This is a genomic window from Prosthecobacter sp. GW821-HT29F12, assembly GCF_058803405.1.
The window spans coordinates 2,239,214-2,259,045 of the sequence record NZ_CM179517.1 but is presented as its reverse complement, the minus strand read 5'-3'; the positions used below and the strand labels follow the sequence as shown (position 1 = coordinate 2,259,045).

Annotated in this window: 16 protein-coding genes; 6 read left to right on the top strand and 10 right to left on the bottom strand. The window is 58.7% G+C overall.

Going from position 1 to position 19,832, the window contains the following annotated elements; all coding sequences use genetic code 11:
• Positions 1-3: 3 nt before the first annotated feature.
• Positions 4-372: a diacylglycerol kinase family protein gene (locus tag AC3RLQ_RS09235; RefSeq protein ID WP_493036417.1), complete on the top strand. Its 369-nt coding sequence runs from the start codon at positions 4-6 to the stop codon at positions 370-372.
• 91 nt (positions 373-463) lie between these two features.
• Positions 464-1,372: a succinate--CoA ligase subunit alpha gene (gene sucD, locus AC3RLQ_RS09230; RefSeq protein WP_493036415.1), complete on the top strand. Its 909-nt coding sequence runs from the start codon at positions 464-466 to the stop codon at positions 1,370-1,372.
• A 60-nt stretch (positions 1,373-1,432) separates the two neighbouring features.
• On the opposite strand, the gene AC3RLQ_RS09225 is transcribed toward sucD, so the two are convergent.
• The 6 genes from AC3RLQ_RS09225 to AC3RLQ_RS09200 all read right to left on the bottom strand — a co-directional run bounded on the left by AC3RLQ_RS09225 (position 1,433) and on the right by AC3RLQ_RS09200 (position 6,382).
• Complete coding sequence (locus AC3RLQ_RS09225; protein WP_461524733.1) at positions 1,433-1,621, bottom strand: hypothetical protein; 189 nt, start codon at positions 1,619-1,621, stop codon at positions 1,433-1,435.
• A 142-nt stretch (positions 1,622-1,763) separates the two neighbouring features.
• The gene (locus AC3RLQ_RS09220; protein ID WP_461524734.1) at positions 1,764-1,973 is read right to left on the bottom strand and encodes a CsbD family protein; all 210 of its coding nucleotides are present in this window, start codon (positions 1,971-1,973) and stop codon (positions 1,764-1,766) included.
• A 183-nt stretch (positions 1,974-2,156) separates the two neighbouring features.
• Positions 2,157-2,537, bottom strand: a complete 381-nt coding sequence (locus tag AC3RLQ_RS09215) for a hypothetical protein (RefSeq protein WP_422321344.1) — start codon at positions 2,535-2,537, stop codon at positions 2,157-2,159.
• Positions 2,538-2,565: 28 nt separating this feature from the next.
• The gene (locus tag AC3RLQ_RS09210) at positions 2,566-3,249 is read right to left on the bottom strand and encodes a hypothetical protein (RefSeq protein WP_493036412.1); all 684 of its coding nucleotides are present in this window, start codon (positions 3,247-3,249) and stop codon (positions 2,566-2,568) included.
• Positions 3,250-3,283: 34 nt separating this feature from the next.
• Complete coding sequence (locus AC3RLQ_RS09205) at positions 3,284-5,005, bottom strand: putative ABC transporter permease subunit (RefSeq protein WP_493036410.1); 1,722 nt, start codon at positions 5,003-5,005, stop codon at positions 3,284-3,286.
• 15 nt (positions 5,006-5,020) lie between these two features.
• Positions 5,021-6,382, bottom strand: a complete 1,362-nt coding sequence (locus AC3RLQ_RS09200; RefSeq protein ID WP_493036408.1) for a right-handed parallel beta-helix repeat-containing protein — start codon at positions 6,380-6,382, stop codon at positions 5,021-5,023.
• A gap of 151 nt (positions 6,383-6,533) precedes the next feature.
• On the opposite strand from AC3RLQ_RS09200, the gene AC3RLQ_RS09195 reads away from it, so the two are divergent.
• Positions 6,534-7,556: a cytochrome-c peroxidase gene (locus AC3RLQ_RS09195; protein ID WP_493036406.1), complete on the top strand. Its 1,023-nt coding sequence runs from the start codon at positions 6,534-6,536 to the stop codon at positions 7,554-7,556.
• A 61-nt stretch (positions 7,557-7,617) separates the two neighbouring features.
• On the opposite strand, the gene AC3RLQ_RS09190 is transcribed toward AC3RLQ_RS09195, so the two are convergent.
• From AC3RLQ_RS09190 to AC3RLQ_RS09175, 4 genes are all read right to left on the bottom strand, one after another.
• Positions 7,618-12,273, bottom strand: coding sequence for an autotransporter-associated beta strand repeat-containing protein (locus AC3RLQ_RS09190; RefSeq protein ID WP_493036404.1), 4,656 nt, complete (start codon positions 12,271-12,273; stop codon positions 7,618-7,620).
• 200 nt (positions 12,274-12,473) lie between these two features.
• Positions 12,474-13,385 carry an HAD-IIA family hydrolase gene (locus AC3RLQ_RS09185; protein ID WP_493036402.1) on the bottom strand — a complete coding sequence of 304 codons (912 nt, stop codon included), beginning with the start codon at positions 13,383-13,385 and terminating at the stop codon, positions 12,474-12,476.
• A gap of 147 nt (positions 13,386-13,532) precedes the next feature.
• Positions 13,533-14,402, bottom strand: a complete 870-nt coding sequence (locus AC3RLQ_RS09180; RefSeq protein WP_493036400.1) for a helix-turn-helix domain-containing protein — start codon at positions 14,400-14,402, stop codon at positions 13,533-13,535.
• Positions 14,403-14,706: 304 nt separating this feature from the next.
• Positions 14,707-15,930: a DUF5722 domain-containing protein gene (locus tag AC3RLQ_RS09175; RefSeq protein ID WP_493036398.1), complete on the bottom strand. Its 1,224-nt coding sequence runs from the start codon at positions 15,928-15,930 to the stop codon at positions 14,707-14,709.
• Between AC3RLQ_RS09175 and AC3RLQ_RS09170 the strand changes: the two genes are divergently transcribed.
• The 3 genes from AC3RLQ_RS09170 (at position 15,929) to AC3RLQ_RS09160 (ending at position 19,826) form a co-directional block, all read left to right on the top strand.
• On the top strand, positions 15,929-16,081 hold the full coding sequence (locus AC3RLQ_RS09170) for a hypothetical protein (RefSeq protein ID WP_493036396.1): 153 nt from the start codon (positions 15,929-15,931) through the stop codon (positions 16,079-16,081). The two genes, AC3RLQ_RS09175 and AC3RLQ_RS09170, sit on opposite strands and share 2 nt — an antisense overlap.
• A 285-nt stretch (positions 16,082-16,366) precedes the next feature.
• A complete protein-coding gene (locus AC3RLQ_RS09165) occupies positions 16,367-18,472 on the top strand; it encodes an acetate--CoA ligase family protein (protein WP_493036394.1) in 2,106 nt (701 codons plus the stop codon).
• Positions 18,473-18,659: 187 nt separating this feature from the next.
• A complete protein-coding gene (locus AC3RLQ_RS09160; RefSeq protein ID WP_493036392.1) occupies positions 18,660-19,826 on the top strand; it encodes an efflux RND transporter periplasmic adaptor subunit in 1,167 nt (388 codons plus the stop codon).
• Positions 19,827-19,832: the final 6 nt, after the last annotated feature.

Sequence of the window (19,832 nt, the reverse complement as noted above, 5' to 3'; positions counted from 1 at the left end):
CACATGACCCGCTGGCTTGCATCGGTGCTCCGCAGCTTTGGTCCTGCGCTGGCGGGATTGGTCTGGGCGCTGAAAACGCAGAGAAATCTTCAGGTGCATGGCCTCGCCACGGTGCTGGTGGGGGGCTTTGGCCTCTGGCTGAACCTGGCGGCCTGGGAATGGTGCGTGGTGCTTCTGGCGGTGGGGCTGGTATGGGCGACAGAACTGCTGAATACGGCGATCGAAGTCCTGGCGGACCGCGTGAGCAAGGAGCGCGAGGAACCCATCCGTCTGGCAAAAGATGCGGCAGCCGCAGCGGTTCTGGTGGCGGCGCTTGCGGCACTGGGAGTGGGATTGGTGGTCTTTTTGCCGAAACTCTGGCGCTTGCTTTGAGAATATTCCGCCGCCGCCTTGACGCAGCGAAGCACACTTCTATGATGCGACGCTTTCACGCACCCCCAAAACTTTTACCGAATTCATCCCGATGGCCATTCTCGTTGAAACTGACACCCGCATTCTTGTTCAAGGTATCACCGGAGATTTCGGCTCGCGCCATGCGAAGGCTTCCATCGACTACGGCACCCAGCTGGTGGCTGGCGTGACGCCGGGCAAAGGTGGGCAAATTTTTGAGCACAGTGGCAAGAAAGTGCCGGTGTTTGACACCGTGGCTGAAGCCGCCCGTGAAACCGGCGCGACTGTGAGCGTGATCTTTGTGCCGCCGCCATTCGCAGCGGATGCAATCCTCGAAGGTGTGGATGCTGGGCTCGACCTCGTGGTGGCCATCACCGAAGGCATTCCTGTCAATGACATGATCAGAGTCAAAGCCGCCATGAAAGGCAGCAAGACGCGCCTCATTGGCCCGAACTGCCCCGGCCTTGTGACTCCGGGCTTCGGCGACAAATCCCATGGTGGCTGCCGTATCGGTATCGCCCCAGGGTACATTCACAAGCGTGGCAATGTCGGTGTCGTCAGCCGTTCCGGCACGCTCACTTATGAAGCCGTGTGGCAGCTCACGACGCGTGGATATGGCCAGAGCACCTGCGTTGGCATTGGTGGTGATCCGGTGAACGGCACCAACCACCTCGACGTGCTCAAGATGTTCAACGATGATCCTGAGACCGAAGCCATCATCATGATTGGCGAAATCGGTGGCAATGCCGAAGTCGAAGCGGGTCTCTGGGTCAAGGACAACTGCAAGAAGCCGATCGCCGCCTTCATTGCAGGAGCCACAGCACCTCCAGGACGCCGCATGGGCCACGCCGGTGCCATCATCGGTGGCGCTGACGACACTGCTGCTGCCAAGAAGAAGATTCTCGCGGAGTGCGGCATTGCCGTGTCCGACTCACCTGCTGACATGGCTTCCACGCTCCTGAAGCGCTGGGGCAAGGCATGATCTGAGATCAGAAGCAATGTGATGGTCACCGACAGTGGCGATCCACGACAAGCAAAGCCATCAGCGTGAGCTGATGGCTTTTGTTGTCGTCATGGTCACGCTGGGATCTGCCAGCGAGTAGAACCTTGCCGTCTCTTTAGTGATGGTGGCCGTTTTGGGCCTTTCTTCATGATCGTCGATTGAGATGCAGGCGCAGGCTGCCAGTGATATGAAGACAGCAATAGCTTCCAGAATTGGATGTGATTTCATAACATCTCTTCTTCGTTGGGATGCCCTTGATCGCGTGTATCCAAAATGGGCCTGCTGACTTCAAGTCATCTTCGGCGCATATTTCAAGAATTGCGTCAGGAGCCGGCATGGGATCGTGTCTCATGCCGGCCCGATGAGGTGGTTATCGGCAATCGCAGTCGCTGTCGCAGTTTTCCTTCATGTAGCGTTTGATCGCTTCCTGAGATTCTCCGGTGCGCTTCTGGATGCGGCCAATGAGTTCGTCTGATTTTCCTTCTGCAAACTGGAGGTCATCATCGGTCAGATTGGCCCATTTTTGCTTGAGCTTGCCCTTCAGGATGTTCCAGTTGCCTTTGGTTTCTGTCGCAGTCATAACAGTTTGGGGTTGGTGTTTTTGACCGCCTTGTGGCGGCAACTGGATTTCGTTGCGCGCTCACATTTCTAGCGTCAGGGCAATGGCCCATGCGCGAGTAAGGGGGGGCTTCCGGAACAGGGGCAGAGCTGCTTCGCGGCACGTGAAGCCACCTTCAACCAGCGCCATTTAATGGACGCAGCCTCAGTTCCAAAAATGGAACCACTGATTCAGCCATCCAACAACGGCGGCGATGGAACCGAGGACAAGCATGCCTTCGGTGAGCATTCGCAAGCGCTCGCTGCGGCGTGCGCGCTGTCTGGCGATGGGGACGCGGCGATGACGTGGGGCAGGGGATGCCAGCTCCATGGGCGGTACCATGTTCACGTTGGCCAGGCGGCGCTGGCGCTCAATGCGTGGAGCTGCGGTGATGAAGCATTCCAAGCGGTGAATCTGACTGTTCAGTTCATCCGAGCGCTTGGTCAGACTGCGTGATTTGCGCTGGGGCGAAGCCTCTTCCTTCAATGCCTGCACGGGCTTTGGACGACGTGACCGGACTTTGCGATTGCCAGAAAACAGAGCCATAAGGATGAGAGGTGAGGGGTTCGCTAAATCAGAACATCAGACGAATGAGGACGATGGCGACGATCACCGTGCCCATGAGAGGGAGGGTGAAGGCAAAGCCACGGCGCATCCAAGTCTTCAGGTCGTCGGCAGAGCCGAAAGCGGGCATTACAGTTGCGTTGGCGTCGTCGAGATTGATCGGTCCACCTGCGGACACGCCTTCTTGCGGGCCCATGGCGTGCAGACGGCGGATGCCTTTGGCGTAGTCGCCTTCGGCATCGTCAATGGCGGCCAGGGCGCCGTCGAGTTCTTCGCTCACCTGGGAGCGATGCCATTTTTCCGGCTGGAGGGATTTCAAAATTTCCTGATGGCGGCGGAATTCGTCGTGAATGGAGGCGAGATCCTCGACACGCTTCTGGGCGTCGTAGAGTTCACGTTCGACCAAGCTGGCGGAACGGGTGATTTTTTCGACGAGATCACGCTTTCCTGCGACGAACCGCTCCTGCTTGATGCGCAGGGCTTCGAGGTGCTGCTTCTGACGTTCGATCTCTTCCTGCTGGCGCCGAAGCTCCTGCAACTGCTCCTGAGCGGCCTTCACTTTGGAATCCACATTCTCAAGCGAGGAGGCAACAGCGTGGCCGTCCATGAATTCGGGAGCATCTTCAAAAACAAGGAGATTATCCTCGTTGTAGCCGTTGGCAGTGGCGAGAGCGGGTGCTTTGCGGGTGATCATGGGAGTACTGGAAATTATTTCCAGTATCCAAATACTACAGATGTCTTAAGTATTCCAGATTTTTCGTCTGCCGTTTGGCAAAAAAATATGGAATGCCTCCAAAAGCCACGGTTAGCACAGCCAGTCCACCCAATGCTGCCAGTTCGATTTTGCCATTATAGCCCACCATGGCCACGGCATCCTGCCTGAGATTTTGCCAGGAAGGGATCAGCAGCAGGACCATTCCGCCTACGATGTAAACAAAACTGGCGATCAAGCAGACCGTGCCGCCAAAGCCGGAGACGATGCGCGCGGGATTGGATTCCCGAAAATTGGGCACCAAGGCGCCGAGGGAAAGTGCCAGCGAGGTCAGTCCGTAGCTCAGCATCAAAATCGAAGCGCTGAAAAAGAGAATGCGCTGCCCTGAGAGTCCGAGGGAGATTCCCGAGACCACGACCAGCGTCACCATGACAAGGGCCAGCACGCTGGCGCTGAGGCGGAGTTTCAAGGCCAGCACGCGGTGCAGAGGCAGAGGCGAGAGCCCCAAAATCCACAGGCGCTGCCCCTCCAGGCTGAATTGCGGGTAAATGAAACGGGTCGTGAGTGTGGACAGTGCGAGGCAGCAGACCAGCAAGTTTAAATGACTCACGATGGTGATCCAAAACGGACTTTGCAGATCGTAGCCCAGCTTGCGCAGGTTCATGGAATAGATCAGGAGCAGGCCAAAAATGATCGACGACTGCCCCCACTGCACGGGTTCACGCAGGAAAGTGCGGACTTCCTTCACCAGCAACGCATAGGAGGCGCGGTCAAGCGCCAGAATACGGCGCAGCCAATGGCTCAGGCGCCCACGCCTGGCACGTGCCTGGGGGGCTTTGACTTTGCCGACGACTCCGGGCGCTGCACTCATGATGCGATTCCAAGCCGGATAATAGAAGACGCTGGCGATGCGCGTGGTGATCAGAATGCTCATCAAGGCATTGGCCAGAAGGACAAGGTTGAAGAACATGGTGCGCTCGAAGGTGCCACGTCCGGCGGCTTGAATCGTTTCCGCCACCCATGAGCTGGGCAAAAGCGGATGCATGCAGATCTCGGTGTGACGCAGGATTTGGTTCAAGCTCGCGCTGAGGTCTCCTGAGTTCAGTGACTCCACGCTGGAATGCCAGATGGGCAGGGTTCTGATCAGCAGCAGAACGACAACTGCGAGCAAGGGCTTCCACATCCAACGTTTGGCCCAGAGCACAAGGGCGATCAGCAACCATGTGGAAACATTGGCGGCAATGGTCACCAGAGCCAGAACCGCAGGCAGCACCACAAGCATGAATTTAGCATCCGCCTTGTAGGTCTGGGCCAGGGCCAGCAGGATGGGTGTGGTGAGCAGCAGCAGTCCCCAGCTTGCCAGCAGCATGCCTTCCAGAGTCTTCCACAGCACCAGGCTGCGCGGTGGCAGGGGTAGAGCAATCTGCCATTCCATGTCTTTCCGCCGGAACAAGCTCATGCCGGTGATGGTGGCATTGGAGATGACCAGCATGACGAAGAAGAAAAAGAAGAGCAAAAACACCAGCCGCTCCGTGAGCAGCGGGCCGATGAGGGGCAGCTTCATCATGAAATCCAGCCCACGGCCCACCAGCAGGTAGGCTGCGAGGCTGTACAGTCCGAGGAACGCGCCCACCGTCACGCTGAGAAGGCGGTTTTCGCGCATGCCAAAGCGCAGCTTGTGCCGCAACATGCGACCATGAGTGCGTGCCAGCAGCCATGTGGCGGATGAGGTGGTCATGCCTCGATGTCCACGTTATTTGTTTCCGAGCACATTCTGCTCAATCACGTTGTCCTTGCCGCCGACAATGCTGAGAGATGGTTCCTTGCTGCGCTGCTCTCCTTCACGGTCATCGCGGATGATGTTTCCGGCGACCATGCTGTTGGTCACCTGCTCCAGGCGGAGTCCGGTGCCATCAGAGTCCAGAATGCTGTTGTGGGAGATCTGAAGACGGTTGCATGATTCGATGTCCACTGCGGCACGTTGCTTCCACACGCCGCTGATGACGTTGTTATTAAAGATGCTGTCGGTGCAGCGCTGGAAGACCACACCGTTTTTCTCGGCGTTATCGTTGCCGTTCACGAGGTAGCGCGGGTTGCGGTCAAAGTTGTTTCCTGTGACCACAATGTTGTCACTGTCCGTTATAACCAGATCGTGCTGAAAGCCTTCCCAGAAGGTGTTGCCGGTGATCGTCACCCCCCGCGAGTGCTGGATCTCCACATTGACCTGTACATCGCTGAAGACATTGCCGGTGATGGTCACATTGCCTTCGCGTGTGTGCTCACGTCCGGCGCGGCGCAGGAGGGATGGATCCGTGCCGGAACCGATGATGCGGATGTTGGCTGAATCCGGTGACTTGTGCGTGTGCTGCAAGGTGCAGCCGGTGATGGCGACCTCGCCGATGGAGCCGCCACGTGAGTCGAGCATCACATTGGCGCTGGGCGGACCGTCCTTGGCGTGATTGCCTTCGATGTCGCAGGTGCCGATGTGAAGATTGCGAACATTGCCGCCCACGGAAACGACACCCCCGCCGCCGTTGTAGCTGATGTGGCTGCCCACGATGTTGGACTGGTGAAGGTTCACATTGTCGTAAAACACGCCGATGCCGGTGTTGTGGTAGAAGTGACAGGCTGAGATCAACACGTTGCGGTTGCGGGTGGAAAGATGCACTGCGTGCCGACATTCACGAATGACGACGCGGCTTAGAGTGATCTGCATCGTGCCCGTGGCCTCGATGCCATCAGCTTCGGCATCCGCTCCCACGATTTCGATGCCTTCTACCATGGGCGTGCGCTGGTTCTCCCAAACGTCCGGCTTGAATGAATCGGGTGCCGCCGAGCCTTCATGCGTGCCCACGAAATGCAGCGCCGGACCGTCGCCTGCCATGATCAGCCGCACGGTGCCGTCTCCAGTGAGCGCCGCGAAGCCGGTCTTTGCCAGATCGATCTTCACGGTTTGCGTCAACAGGTAGGTGCCTTTGGGAAGCTTCACACTGCCCACGGTGTCAAAGAGGTGTTGAATCGCCGCCGTATCGTCCGTCTTGCCATCACCCACGGGTTGCTGGCCGAATGCCACGCTTGCTGCTGCGAACAGCAGGAGAAAAGATTTTGAGAACATTTGTGCAGCCTAGCCGCCTGCCGGTGATTTCGTCAATTTGAAGCTGTGGCGGGTGTTGAGAAATCGTCTCAGCCTTGGTTGCATTGCAATCACTTGAAACCAGGGCCTTCCACGCCACGTATCGGACTCGCTACTTTTAATCCAACATCCTATGAACCCCACCGCTCGCATTTTTGCTCTTTTTGTCGGCTTGAGCACTGCTTCCGCTTTCGCGCAGGCAGATCTGTCAGAAGCCTTCCTGCCGATGTTCATGCCGCTCCCTGCTGAGGTCGCATCCCCGACGAATGAACTCACGGAAGCGAAGATCAATCTGGGGCGCCAGCTCTACTTTGAAACCCGCATCTCCAAAGGCGGGAAAATGTCCTGCAACTCCTGCCATGTGCTCGACAAATACGGCAACGACAACCTGCCATTCTCTCCGGGGCATGAAGGCAAGCTGGGTGGCCGTAGCTCGCCTTCGGTTTACAATGCCGCGCTGCACGTCGCCCAGTTCTGGGATGGCCGTGCGCCGAGTGTTGAGGAGCAGGCCAAAGGCCCGGTGCTCAATCCTGTGGAAATGGGTGCTCCCGATGAGGCCTTCGTCATCAAGGTGCTCAAGAGCATGCCCGGGTATGTGGATGCCTTCAAGGCAGCCTTCCCCGGCGAGGCTGATCCGGTGAACTACAACAACTTCGGCAAGGCAGTGGGCGCGTTTGAGCGCAAGCTGCTCACTCCTTCCAAATGGGACGCCTTCCTGAAGGGCAACAAGGAGGCGCTTACCGCCGAGGAGAAAAAAGGTTTTGCCACCTTTGCCAAAACCGGCTGCGTCACCTGCCACAATGGCGTGGGTGTCGGCGGCATGATGTATCAGAAGCTTGGCCTTGTGAAGGCCTGGCCTGATCTCAAGGACAATGGCCGTGCCGACATCACCAAGAACGATGGCGAGAAGGGCTTCTTCAAAGTTCCCAGCCTGCGCAACATCACCGAGACCTATCCCTACCTGCATGACGGTTCCGTTAAAACGCTGGAGCAGATGGTTCAGAAGATGGCCGAACACCAGTTGGGCAAGACGCTGAGTGACGAAGAAACCGCCTCCATCATCACCTTCCTCAAGTCTTTGAAGGGCGATCTTCCCGCAGACTACATCAAAGCTCCCAAGCTTCCAGAAAGCACAGCCGAGACCCCCAAGGCGTAAATAGAATACTCCATTCTGAATCTTCTCATCAGCCGGGCCGCACAGCCCGGCTGATTTGTTTTCAGCGCCTGCGTCTGAAAAGACTGATTCCCATGGCCAGTCCCAGAAGGAGCATGCGTGAGGGCTCCGGCACGATCATGACAACGGCAATGGTGCCGTTGGTTTTGAAACCGCTGATGTCCCAAAAGTAACCCGAGCCGGAAATGTCCGGCAGGTCGAGTCCGCTGGCTTCATCGCCATTGCCGGTGAGATAACCGGTGAAGGTGAAGCGGCTTGCAAACGTGGGTGATGAGGACAGTCCGGACCAGTCGAGTAGATTGAAAACTTCCGGAGCGGTGGGAGTGAAGGCATCCGCTGTGACGGTGAGGTTGCCGTTGAACAGCAGTGTATTCGTGCCGGTGCCTATGATATTGAGCAAGTCGGAGGTGCTGCCTGGATGAATGCCGAGGATGATCGTGCTGCCTGATTGGAAATCGAGGGTGCCGGAACCGGACACTGGCTGGAAGGTGAGCGTGCCGTAGTTGCTTTGCGTCGTCCCGTCTCCTGCTTGGACGATGGCACCGCTGCTGGCGGTGAAACTGGAGCCCCGAATAACGCCGGTGCCAATCAGGGTGGCTGTACTTTGAACGCTGACAGCTCCTGTGCCGGTGGTGCCCGAGCCGCTGCTGCCGATTTGCAGGACGCCAGCGCTGACGGTTGTTGCTCCCGTGTAGGCATTGGCACCGGAGAGGATCTGCGTGCCTGCCCCGGTTTTAACGAAAGCGAGAGTGCCGTCAGTGCCGGTGCCATCACCATTGCGCAGTGTGCCGCTGTAGGTTTGTGTGCCGGAGGCGACATTCGCGGTGAGTGTGCTGGTGGCTGCGCTGCCAGATTCGTTTTCCACAATGCCCGCGCCGCCTGTGCTGCTCAGGCCGCCGACGGTTTCGTTTTTGTTGTTGAGGCGGAAGATGCCTGCGGTCGTGCCGCTGCCATTGAATGTGAGGATGCTGGTGTCGGCGATCTGGTCGCTGTTGATGAGCTTCAGCACCGCCCCGGTGGTGCCATCACCGACGGTGATGTTGCCGGCAATCGCATTGACGCCCGCGGTTTTCGAGAGGTCCAGCTCTCCGGCATTGATGTTGGTACTGCCGGTGAAGGTGTTGGCATCAGCACCCGAGAGCGTGAGCGTGCCGAGACCATTTTTAGTCAGGCCGCCAGAGGTGTTGACTGCGGTGGTGATGGTGCCCACCACAGCGCCGCTGCCACCGCCACCGAGCAATGACACGGTGGGCGTGGAAGTGTAGCCGACGCCGGGATTGCTGATGGTGATGCGCAGCAGTTTGCCATAGGTGGGGCTGGAGGGATCGAGATCCACTGTGGCGAAGGCCATGGCACCTGAGCCACCGCCGCCGCTGATCTCCACATAGGGGGCACCGTAATAGCCGCTGCCGCCGTCGGAGACGGCAATGCTGGTGACGCCGTTCCCGGTGGGGGCATTCAGAGCGATGGGGATGGTGACGTTGAAGCCGTTCGTGTTGATCACCGCGCCGCCATTGTAGCTGCCGAAAGCGCCATTGACGTAGGCGGTCAAAGTTCCTGTGCCGCCAGTGCCGCTGACGGATATGAACGCGGGGGTGTTGGCGGAAGCCTGCAAAGTTCCGCCATTGAAATTGACGTAGGAATTGATGGCGGCGCCGGTGGAGTTGTAGTGGACGATCTGGTTGTTAATCAGCGTGCCTGCATTGAGGTTGAGGTAGGCAGTGCCGAGCGCCGTGTTGTTGTTCTGCTGGCCGAAGGTGATGCTATAAATTGAATTGTTCACCACGCCGCCCGCCATGGTCATGGCGCCCTGCGCCGTCGTGGTGGCCGTGCCTGCGCTGCCGCCGCTGCGGAATCCCAGCGCGATGGCGTCTCCAGTCCGGAGCACCTGGCCCCCTGTGACGGTGAACTCCCAGCGCTCATTGCGGAACATGATGTAGTTGGACGTATTGAGCGTGCCGCCGCTGACCTGCAGCACGGCAATGGAGGCGGTGGTGGTGCCATCCAGCGAGTCCACGCGCTTGGTATTGAGGGTGCCCGAGGACAAAAACAGGCCACCATAGCCTGTGCCGCCGAGGCCGATGCCCGCCTGAGTGTCGGTGGTCGTGAGTGTCAGGGTACCGCCGCGGAGGACGACCGCACCTTGAAAACCTGCGCTGGCTCCAATGCTCAGGTTTTTGGTGGAGTAATCCGCCCCAGTGCCCAAAAGCAGCATCCCCGGGGCGGAAACCGAACCCACGGTCGTGAGAGCCGTGCCGTTGGTCAAGGTGTTCGAGATCTCGAGCACGCCAGTGGAGACGGTGATGTTGCCCGCGATGTTGACGCTGCCGCTCAGCAGCAGATTGCCCATGCCCGTTTTGGTGATGCCGATGGCACCGCTCACCGAGGTGATGGCTGAAGAGATGGTGAGATCGTGCGCGGCATTGAGGCTGTCGTTGATGGCGAAGGTGCGAGCGGCTGCGCCCAGATCAAGCGTACCACCCGTGATCACTGCTCCCAGAGGATTGTTGGTGGCACTCACCGTCACCGTGCCGCCGAGTGTGAGCACTCCGCTGCCGATGTTGATGGTTCCCTGGCTGGTCGCGCCCGAAGTGGCATCATAAAAGGTGATGGCTCCCGAGGTCCAGTTAAAGCCACTCAGAGATAGCAGTGCCGAGCTGCTGCCCCCAGCGCCTGTGAGGAGCAGGGCTGAGGTGGAGGAGACGGCATTGGTGATGCCAAACTGGAGCGTGCCGCCCGAGGTGATGGTGATGCCTCCGGTGAAGCTGTTGGCGGCATTGATGAGAAGTGTTGCACCTGAGTTGATCGTCGTAGCGCCTGCGTAGGTGCAGGCACCGGTGAGAGTCAGGCCTCCCGCGTTGAGCGTTGTCGTGCCGGTGTAGGTGTTTGTGCCGCTGAGGGTCAGGTTGCCAAGGCCAGACTTGATGAGAGCGAGAGTGCCATCCGTGCCTGTGCCGTCTCCATTGCGCAAGATGCCGCTGAAGGTCTGTGAGCCGGAGTCCACATTGACCGTGAGCGTGGCCGTGCCCGCGGCGCCGGATTCATTTTCCACGATGCCAGCACCGCCTGTGCTGATGAGGCCGCCGATGGTTTCATTCTTGTTGTTAAGGCGGAGGATGCCTGCGCTGGCACCGCTGCCATTGAGAGTAATGAGGCTGGTGTCGGCGATCTGGTCGCTGTTGATGAGTTTCAGAATGGCCGCAGTGGTGCCATTTCCGAGGGTGATGGCACCTGCGATGGCGTTGACGCCGGCGGTTTTGGAAAGATCCAACTCACCGGCGTTGATGAGGGTCACGCCTGTGTAGGTGTTGGCGGCGGCACCGGAGAGCGTCAGGATGCCGAGGCCGTTTTTGGTGAGGCCGCCGTCCGTGGCATTGTCTCCGTTGATGCTGGAGTGGTTCAGCGCCCGCGCGATGCCAATGGCGAAGCCGTTGTTGTCGATAACCACACCACCGTTGCGAACATTGACGGTGGTCAAGGAGGTATCCAGCAGGCTGGTGATGGTGCCATTCGCTTTGATGGTGCCGCCGTTGAAATTGACAGTGGAAGCCCCCACCGTGCCGGCAGTGATGGTGCGGAGGGTTGCCAGGGTCCCACCATCCAGACTGAGGGTGCCCGTGCCAGTTGGGTTTCCTGCGGTGTTGGAGCCGAGGAGAATGGTGCCGGTGGTGGTGCTGGTATCGAGGAGGCCGGTGCCGGAAAGAGTGAGCATGCTGGCACCCCCAAGCTCTCCATTGGAGTAACCTGCGCCGAGCCGGATAGCCACCGCCGGGCCTGCAACGCTGACGGTGCCGCCAGAGATGTTGAGAAAGCCGCCGGCAGTGTTTGCGCCACGGCCTAGCACGAGCCCTGAGGAAGCCGTACCCACTGTAAGAGTGCCGCCGGTGACATTGACGGTGGCGCTGGTGCCTTCGCCGATCCGGAAGGTGGAGCCTGTGCCGGAGAGGTACTCGGTGCCTGAGAAATTGGTGGTGCTGTTGCCTGAGAAGGCCGTCTGGCCTAGTGGATTGGCTGCTGACGTTCCCAGCGTTCCGGTGACATTGAAGGTTCCACCGTTCACGGTTAATCCGCCGTTGTTCAAATAGGTCGTGCGGGTGTAGCTGCCTGAGAGGTTGGTGGTGCCGCCGCTGACGGTCAGGTTTAACGCGTCAGTCATTGTGCCTTTGAGATTGAGCGTGCCGGTGCCTGATTTGCTGATGTTAAAACCACCGCCCGCGATGCTGTAGGCCGTGTCAAACGTCAGGGTGCCTGAGCCGGAGAAGGAAAGACCGGCGGACATGGTTAAACTGGACTGGATCAGCGCCTGTGTTCCGGCGTTGGTGACGATCACATTGCCGCCGAGGGTGAGGGTGTTTCCATTGCCCGCGAGGGTATAGCCGTCCACGCTGAAGGTCAGACCGCCGGCAGTGACCGCCTCGGTGAGCGTGACTGTGCCCGCCGTGCCTCCAAAGGAAGCGACGTCGTTGGTGGCATTGGTCCATGCCTGCATGGCGGTGGAGTTGGTCCAGAAAAGGGAGGTCGTGTTCCAGTTTCCGCTGCCGCCCGTACCGCCACCGAAGGTGCCGTCGGCATCCCAGAAGAGTGTGGCTGCCCAGGAAAGCGAGGGCAGAAACAAAAGCGCAAGAATAGGCGCACAGAAGCGCCTACGCCGTGTGGGGTGACCGACGGCAGAGATGGATTGCCTGGCAGAGGATTGCATGACCCTTTGTTCCTAAGCATTCGCGAGACCATGCGGAGGTATCGCGCAGACCCTAAATAAGGCGAAGCTGACCCTTTTTGTGCATACTGATTCCGCAATGGAAACTTGCGCGTGCGTCATGGCGTCCAGGGGGGGCTTTGGCTCGAAGATGTTGGCATACTGGTGCATGCTTCACTGGACATGCAAATCTGCATGCCAAGTTACTTGGTCATGGCCGGGCGTGGTCGCGGATAAGCGATTTCGGTGCGCTGGTCGGGATGCTTTGCACCCGGTTTCTTATGAGCAGCTGTCGTGACACTGGAGAGAAACTGCAGCCTGCTGCTGCTGGTGCCGGAGCCTCGAAGCTCTTCGAGCAGTTCATCAACACCCTCCAGAACGCAGGTGGGCTGGTAGACGTAATTGCGCAGATCTTCGAGGCGTGTGGATCCGGTCAGCACCAGACAGGCCTGCATGCCAACTTCAATGGCACCTCGGATGTCTGTCTCCATGGTGTCGCCCACCATCATCACTTCCTCGGTGTGGCGCTGCAGCAGCCGCCTTGCACGCTGGAACATGTAGGGGTTTGGTTTGCCGAGGAAATAGGCGCGCTGTCCTGTGCTGGCTTCCAGATAGGCGGCCAAAGCACCCGCACCTGGTCGGGTCACTTCTTTTTTCACGGGGCACCAGTTGTCTGGATTGGTGGCGACCAGCCGCGCACCTTTTTCGATGAGTTCATGCGCTTTGGAGAGTTTCTCCGTTGATTGCATGCCTTCGCCAATGACCACGTAAGTGGGGCGGATGGAATCGTTGGGGATTCCTGCCTTCTGCAGCGCCAATGTCAGCCCGGCATCGCCCATGACAAAAGCCGTGCAGCAGGGATGGTTTTCCGCCAGGAACTCGGCGGTGTTCATGGCGGCTGTGTAAAAATGCCGTGCTGAGATCCCGTGAATTCCCAGATGGTTGAGTTTGACGACCAGATCTTCAGGCGTGGGTGCAGAGTTGTTGGTGACAAAGAGGAAAGGGGTCGAAGTCTCGATGAGGTGATGAATGAATTCCGCAGCCTTGGGCAGCAGCTGGTTTTCACGGTAGATCACACCGTCCATATCGATCAGCAGTCCTTTGGTTTGAGGCATCGTTTCAGAGGGGTGAGAGTTTGGAGCATGCTTCAGAGAATTGTCCGCATGCATCGATGAACTCTTGTTCTAAGCATGCGCGAGGCCACCATTCCGTCCTTGCAGACCCCGAATTGAGCAAAGCAGACGCTGTTTGTGCATTCTGCTTCAGGAAGACTGCATGATCCTGCTGCGATAGACCAGGGGGACGCAGTGCTGGTGCTCTCTGAACTGCCGCTGGAAATGCGCAGGTGATACAAAGCCGCAGTCCATCGCAATCTGGCTGACGGTCAGGTCTGTTTCTGCGAGCAGAAGGCAGGCTCGCGCGATGCGCAGCTCATTCACATACTGAGGCACGGTGCGTCCGGTGCTTTTTTTGAACAGACGGCTGAAAGCGCTTTTACCCAGACCCACGATGGCTGCCAGATCAGCCACATAAATGGGTTCCGGAAGATGGGATGCGATGAATTCACACGCCATGCTGATGCGGTCGGATGTGCCGGGTCGTGGCTGCGGCAGGACGGGAGAGGAGATTTCCTGCAACTCCTCCGAGTTTGACAGCAGATCAAGCAACTGCAGCAGCAGGATCACTCGCTTCATGCCATGCACATGGAGCATTTCCTGAACGATGCGCGTGGCGGTCAGCCGGGTGATGCCTGTGACCTCCAGGCCTTGGTCAGCACGTTGAAACAACCGTCGCACGGGTGTCATGGATGAGCGCTGCATCCAATCCTCATGTCCTGGCAGTTGCGGCATGAACTGCACGACGATGGCCTCCACCTCTGTGAGAGGCGTGCCCGGTGCAGGCTGGTTGCGGTAATCGTGCGGCACATTGGAACCCAGAAAGACGAGATCTCCAGGCTGGATTGAAGAGATGTTGTTGCCGACGAGTCGTTCAGTGCCGCCTTTCAACACCAAAGTGATCTCACATTCCGGGTGGTAATGCCACACACAGCCAAAATCCTGTCCGCGCACGACTTCGCAGACCACCGGTTCGGCGGCAGCAAGCGGGGAGAGCATTTCAACAATCGGTTTCATCAGTTGCTCGTGCTGAGAACATGCAGGGTCCCGTTCCTGCAGTGATGGTAGGCGAACGTATCAAATCGTTCATGAAAACAGATACGAATCAAAGCTGCGTGCGGAAGTTCATTTCTTGGATGAAGGATGGAAGGCAGAGTCGATTTTAGGCGAAAAAGAAGTTTCACAGTGCGGAGGTGAATAAACCTTTAGCCGGAGCATCAGGCTATGTGCATGGCTATGCAGCATGCGTGCCACCTGCTGGATCTACGCCTATCATTCGCACAGATGTGTGATCATCTGCGACATTCGTATTACTCCTGCTCTACTGGTTCCACGCCTGCAAGCCAGCCACTGGCAGCAGCGCATCGGCGGCGGCACGCCATGCCGGCGTTCCGGCTTTTTGAAAGAGTTCGTAGATGAGCTTCTTGCTGTGCGGATTTGCGACAGAGTTTGGTGCATTGCGCCATAAACCAAGCCTCAGGCCACCCTCGTGAGCATGATCTACATGACGGTGGTAAATAAAGGCGTCGATGGTGGGCTGGGTTTGAATCTTCTCCCAAGCATATGCGTAGGCGGCGGCCTGAAGCTTTTCGCCCTCGGGCGTGAGAAGTGTGTGGAAACCTTGCTCGCTGAGGATAATGCGGCGTGGTTTTCCATGGAAGAGAAGTTCAGGGCGCTCCAGATGTTTTGGCAGCACCTCGAGGTTTTTGAAAGTGACCTTGTTGGTGTTGTCATCGTGCGTGACGGTTTTATCCGCCCAGGCACGTGGATTGCCGAGGTCTTCGGGGTAGGGATGCCAGGCGACATTCCAGTCGAAGTCGCCACGCTCACGCACGAGTCTCGCGAAGGTGTCGAGAAAGTCGCGGCCCGGGGTGGCTTCCTGCGGGCTCACGTTGTGCATGCTGCTGCTCCAATGATGATCTGAGGAGAGATAGGTGCGGGCGTTCTGAGAGTGTCTGCGAATGGCTTGATGCATGATGCGGAAGGCCTTTTCATATTCGCTGGCGGCGTTTTCGAGCGGCACGAGGCCCATGTTGTTCCAGAGGAAGTGAGAATTGACCTCGTTGCCGATGATCCAGCCCCAGACGCGTCCGTGGCCGGAATGCGCTCCGTTCCAGCGTTCTGCGAGCAGGTCCATGACGGCGTTCAGAAACCCGCTCGTCGCGTTCACGGCCCCGACGCTGAACTTGTAATCTTTGCGATGTCCCGGATGTAGCACGACGGCGTCGATGGCCGGGTTCTTTGAGGGATAGGCAATGATGATGAGGTAAACGAGCACGCCTTTGTCGGAGAGCGGCTTGATCTGGCGGTCCAGCGAAGTGAGATAATTCTGATTGAAAATAAAGTCGCCGGTTTCCGGTTTCGATTTGGGATCAAACAGGCCGGTGAGGTTCACATTGATGCCTGCGTGGTGAATGCCGAGCGCCAGCGCATCATCCACCATCTGCACCTGCAGGCCCTTTTGATTCGGCGGCGTGGGAAACGGATCGCTGTTTTGAGCACAGGCGATTTGCGTGAGGAGGAAGCCAAGAAGAAGATGACGCATGAGTGATGAGACAACCAGCGCAGCAAATGAGCAACTGCAAGCCGCCTGCGAACGCTGCGGCAAACCGGATGCGGTGAAGTTTGGCGATGAGTTTATCTGCGACGAGTGCTACGTGGCGTGCGGTTCGTGCTGCGCAGGAGAAGAGGGATAATGACGGTTACTCCTTCTCCGGCACGAGCGATCGTTCGGGCGGACCAGCCCCGGGCCTTCGAAATAATATTCAGGATCAGCATTGCGCCTGGTTACCACATGGTTCTGGTCCAAGGATTCAGCGGCGTGAACCCAGCACGCAATAATGAAGACCAATGCAAGGATTGAGGCGACGCGGGGAAGGCGGGGATGAAAACGCACCCGCAACAACTTCATCCAACCAGAATGATCACAACAATGCACAACATGCGTTGAGACGTGGTCCATTCCATTCGTAGGTTTCCGCATGTCTCTCACTTCCTTTTTCCAGCCGCGCAGCATTGCTCTCGTCGGAGCCACGGAGCGCGACGGCAGCGTGGGCCGTGCGATCTGGGACAATCTGCGCAGCTTCTCATGCCCGGTGTTTCCGGTAAATGCCAGACGTGCCGAGGTGTGTGGCGTGAATGCTTACCCGAATATTGCGGCACTGCCTGAGGTGCCTGAGATGGTGGTCATTGTGACGCCAGCAAGCACGGTGCCGCAACTGGTGGAGGAGGCTGGGATTGCAGGCGTGAAGGCGGTGATTGTTATCTCGGCGGGGTTCAAGGAAACGGGGCCGGAAGGTGCGAAGCTGGAAGCGGAGGTGCTGGCGGCGGCCAAGCGGCATGGTGTGCGCCTGATCGGGCCGAACTGCCTCGGTTTGATGAATCCGCATGCGGGTCTGAATGCGACGTTTGCCAGCAGTGTGGCGCAGCCGGGAAGGGTGGCCTTCCTGAGCCAGAGCGGGGCGCTGTGCACGGCCATCCTCGACTGGAGCCATGACCAGCATGTGGGCTTCAGTGCGTTTGTTTCCACCGGAGCGATGGCAGATGTGGGCTGGGGCGATCTGATCCGGCACTTCGGGGAGGATCCCAACACGAGCAGCATTGTGATTTACATGGAGTCCGTGGGTCATGATGCGGCGGCATTTCTGGCGGCGGCGCGTGCCGTGGCGGCGCAAAAACCCATCGTGGTGATCAAGGTCGGCCGCACGGCAGAAGCCTCGCGTGCAGCCGCTTCACATACCGGTGCTTTGACGGGCAGCGATGCGGTGCTGGATGCGGCACTGCGACAAAGCGGTGTGCTGCGCGTGGATACGATCGAGGAACTGTTCGACATGGCCGAGGTGCTGGCCAAGCAGCCACTGCCCACAGGGCGGAGGCTAGCGATCGTGACCAATGCGGGTGGCCCCGCTGCGCTGGCAACGGATGCGCTGGTGCTTGGCCATGGGGAGCTGGCGGAGCTGTCGGCGAAGACAATGACGGACTTGAACGCGCTGCTGCCCGCGCACTGGAGCCATCACAATCCAGTCGATGTCCTGGGCGATGCTGACGCAGCTCGGTTTGCAGAAGCATTGCGAATTGTTGCCGACGACGCAGCTGTGGATGGTGTGCTGGCTATTCTGACTCCGCAGGCCATGACTCACCCCACGAACATCGCGCAGGAGGTCGTGCGGATCGCAGGCCGGATCAATAAGCCGCTGCTGGCGAGCTGGATGGGGGCGCAGAGTGTCCAAGAGGGACGCGGCATTCTCAATGAGGCGGGTGTGCCAACTTATGACTACCCCGACGAAGCAGCGCTGGCGTTTGTGCGCATGCGAGAGCATCGGCTGCGTTTGATCTGGCTGAGTGAGACGCTAAGCGCTCATGCCGATGATGATGACAGTGAAGCTTTGCCTCTGGTGGGTGAGATGATTGACGCAGTGCTCAAGAGCGGGCGCACGCTGATGACGGAACAGGAAGCCAAGCAACTGCTGCAGGTGGCGGGAATTCCCATCGTGGAGACGCGCGCGGCCTACGATGAAGAGGCGGCAGTTGCCGCGGCTGAGGCGCTGGGTTTTCCAGTGGTGGTCAAGCTGCTTTCCTCCTCCATCACGCACAAGAGCGACTGTGGTGGGGTGCAGCTCAATCTGCTCAATGCCGCCGCTGTGCAGCAGGCTTGGCGTTTGATTCGGGATAACGTCACTCACCTGCATGGCCTGGCTGCTTTTGAAGGGGTGACGGTGCAGCGTATGATCACGAAGAAGGGCATCGAATTGATTCTCGGTGTGAGCACAGACGCGCAGTTCGGTCCGGTGCTGCTCATCGGCGCGGGGGGAACATTAGTGGAGGTGCTGCAGGATCACGCGCTGGCACTGCCGCCGCTGAATCATGCGCTGGCACGGCGCTGGGTGGAGCAGACGAGAATCGCCAAAGTGCTGCACGGCGTACGCGGTCAGCCTGCCGTGGACCTGGCTGCGCTGGATGATACGCTGGTGAAATTTGCCCGGCTGGTGCAGCATGAGCGGCGCATCGTTGAACTGGATATCAATCCGCTGCTGGCGACGCCGGAGGGCATCATCGCGCTGGATGCGCGAGTGGTGGTGCGGGCCTAGATGGTGATAGGTACGATGCAGGGGAGCACGCCTCGCGTAATGAGATTTGCTCGCCTAAATGTGGCGGCAGCCGCCTGTTTAAACTGAGAGCAGCGGAAAGTTGGCAGATTCGTTGGTTGCTTGTATTTACGTTTGCTGCGTGAGATCAGCGGCGTCCAGAAGGACGCAAGAAACGAATTGTTTGAGCATGAATACACTTTTTAAACACCCTCTTTTCGTGCTGGCGCTGCTGCTCGCGAATTGTGGGCGCACTCCTTCGGGGCCTCCCCCTGCAGCTCCGGGACCACCCGGCCCCATGGAAGTGGGGGTGATCACCATTGCGACGACACCTGTGACGCTGACGCAGGACCTTCCAGGGCGCATCTCAGCTTTCCGTGTGGCCGAGGTGCGGGCGCGCGTCAGTGGCATCGTCCTCAAGCGTCTCTTCAAGGAGGGCAGCGATGTGAAGGAAGGGCAGGTGCTCTATGAAATCGATCCGGCGCAGTATGAGGCTTCTTATGAGAGCGCGCTGGGCACGCTGGCCCGTGCCGAAGCGGGTCTGAACTCTGCGCAGTTGAAACTGAACCGCATGAAGTCGTTGATCGACTCCCATGCCGTGAGCAAGCAGGATTATGATGAGGCCTCAGGCAGCCAGCGCGTCAATCAAGCGGAGGTACTGCTAGGCCAGGCGGCGGTGAAGACCGCGAAAATCAATCTCGACTACACCAAGGTGACGTCCCCGATCACCGGGCGCATCGGTCTTTCGCAGGTCACAGAGGGGGCTTATGTGCGGACAGATCAGGCAACCTTGCTCTCAACGGTGCAGCAGATCGACCGAGTCTATGTGGATGTGAACCAGCCCAGCAGTGACCTGCTGCGCTTGAAGGCGGCCATTGCGAGTGGCAGGCTCAAGGCGGATGCCTCGGGACAACCGCGCGTGAAGCTGGTGTATGAAAATGGCGAGATCTATCCCGAGGAAGGCACTCTGGAAGTTTCTGACGTGACAGTGAATACGCTGACCAATTCCGTTACCGTGCGGGCTGTGTTTCCAAACCCGCGCGGTGATCTTCTGCCAGGCATGTTTGTACGCGCCCGATTGGAAGAAGGCACCACGCCGGATGCCATCCTCGTGCCGCAGCTGGCTGTCACTCGCAATTCGAAGGGCGAACCGACCGCGATGGTGATCGGAGCGGAGAGCAAGGTCGAGCTGCGCGTTCTGGAGACTCCGCGTGCTGTCGGCAATCAATGGCTGGTCACCTCCGGGCTCAAGCCGGGCGATCAGCTCATCATCAACAATCTTCAGAAGATCCGCCCCGGTGCGCCGGTCAAAGTCGCTGCGGATGCTCCTGCTCCAACCCCTGGCGCCGCCAAGTAATCCACG

Excerpts from the sequence above, each read along its gene's own strand:
- AC3RLQ_RS09190 (WP_493036404.1), bottom strand. The coding sequence starts at position 12,273 with ATGCAATCCTCTGCCAGGCAATCCATCTCTGCCGTCGGTCACCCCACA.
- AC3RLQ_RS09165 (WP_493036394.1), top strand. The coding sequence starts at position 16,367 with ATGTCTCTCACTTCCTTTTTCCAGCCGCGCAGCATTGCTCTCGTCGGA.
- AC3RLQ_RS09170 (WP_493036396.1), top strand. The coding sequence starts at position 15,929 with ATGAGTGATGAGACAACCAGCGCAGCAAATGAGCAACTGCAAGCCGCC.
- AC3RLQ_RS09185 (WP_493036402.1), bottom strand. The coding sequence starts at position 13,385 with ATGCCTCAAACCAAAGGACTGCTGATCGATATGGACGGTGTGATCTAC.
- AC3RLQ_RS09210 (WP_493036412.1), bottom strand. The coding sequence starts at position 3,249 with ATGATCACCCGCAAAGCACCCGCTCTCGCCACTGCCAACGGCTACAAC.
- AC3RLQ_RS09175 (WP_493036398.1), bottom strand. The coding sequence starts at position 15,930 with ATGCGTCATCTTCTTCTTGGCTTCCTCCTCACGCAAATCGCCTGTGCT.
- sucD (WP_493036415.1), top strand. The coding sequence starts at position 464 with ATGGCCATTCTCGTTGAAACTGACACCCGCATTCTTGTTCAAGGTATC.
- AC3RLQ_RS09160 (WP_493036392.1), top strand. The coding sequence starts at position 18,660 with ATGAATACACTTTTTAAACACCCTCTTTTCGTGCTGGCGCTGCTGCTC.
- AC3RLQ_RS09225 (WP_461524733.1), bottom strand. The coding sequence starts at position 1,621 with ATGAAATCACATCCAATTCTGGAAGCTATTGCTGTCTTCATATCACTG.
- AC3RLQ_RS09220 (WP_461524734.1), bottom strand. The coding sequence starts at position 1,973 with ATGACTGCGACAGAAACCAAAGGCAACTGGAACATCCTGAAGGGCAAG.
- AC3RLQ_RS09205 (WP_493036410.1), bottom strand. The coding sequence starts at position 5,005 with ATGACCACCTCATCCGCCACATGGCTGCTGGCACGCACTCATGGTCGC.
- AC3RLQ_RS09235 (WP_493036417.1), top strand. The coding sequence starts at position 4 with ATGACCCGCTGGCTTGCATCGGTGCTCCGCAGCTTTGGTCCTGCGCTG.
- AC3RLQ_RS09200 (WP_493036408.1), bottom strand. The coding sequence starts at position 6,382 with ATGTTCTCAAAATCTTTTCTCCTGCTGTTCGCAGCAGCAAGCGTGGCA.
- AC3RLQ_RS09180 (WP_493036400.1), bottom strand. The coding sequence starts at position 14,402 with ATGAAACCGATTGTTGAAATGCTCTCCCCGCTTGCTGCCGCCGAACCG.
- AC3RLQ_RS09195 (WP_493036406.1), top strand. The coding sequence starts at position 6,534 with ATGAACCCCACCGCTCGCATTTTTGCTCTTTTTGTCGGCTTGAGCACT.
- AC3RLQ_RS09215 (WP_422321344.1), bottom strand. The coding sequence starts at position 2,537 with ATGGCTCTGTTTTCTGGCAATCGCAAAGTCCGGTCACGTCGTCCAAAG.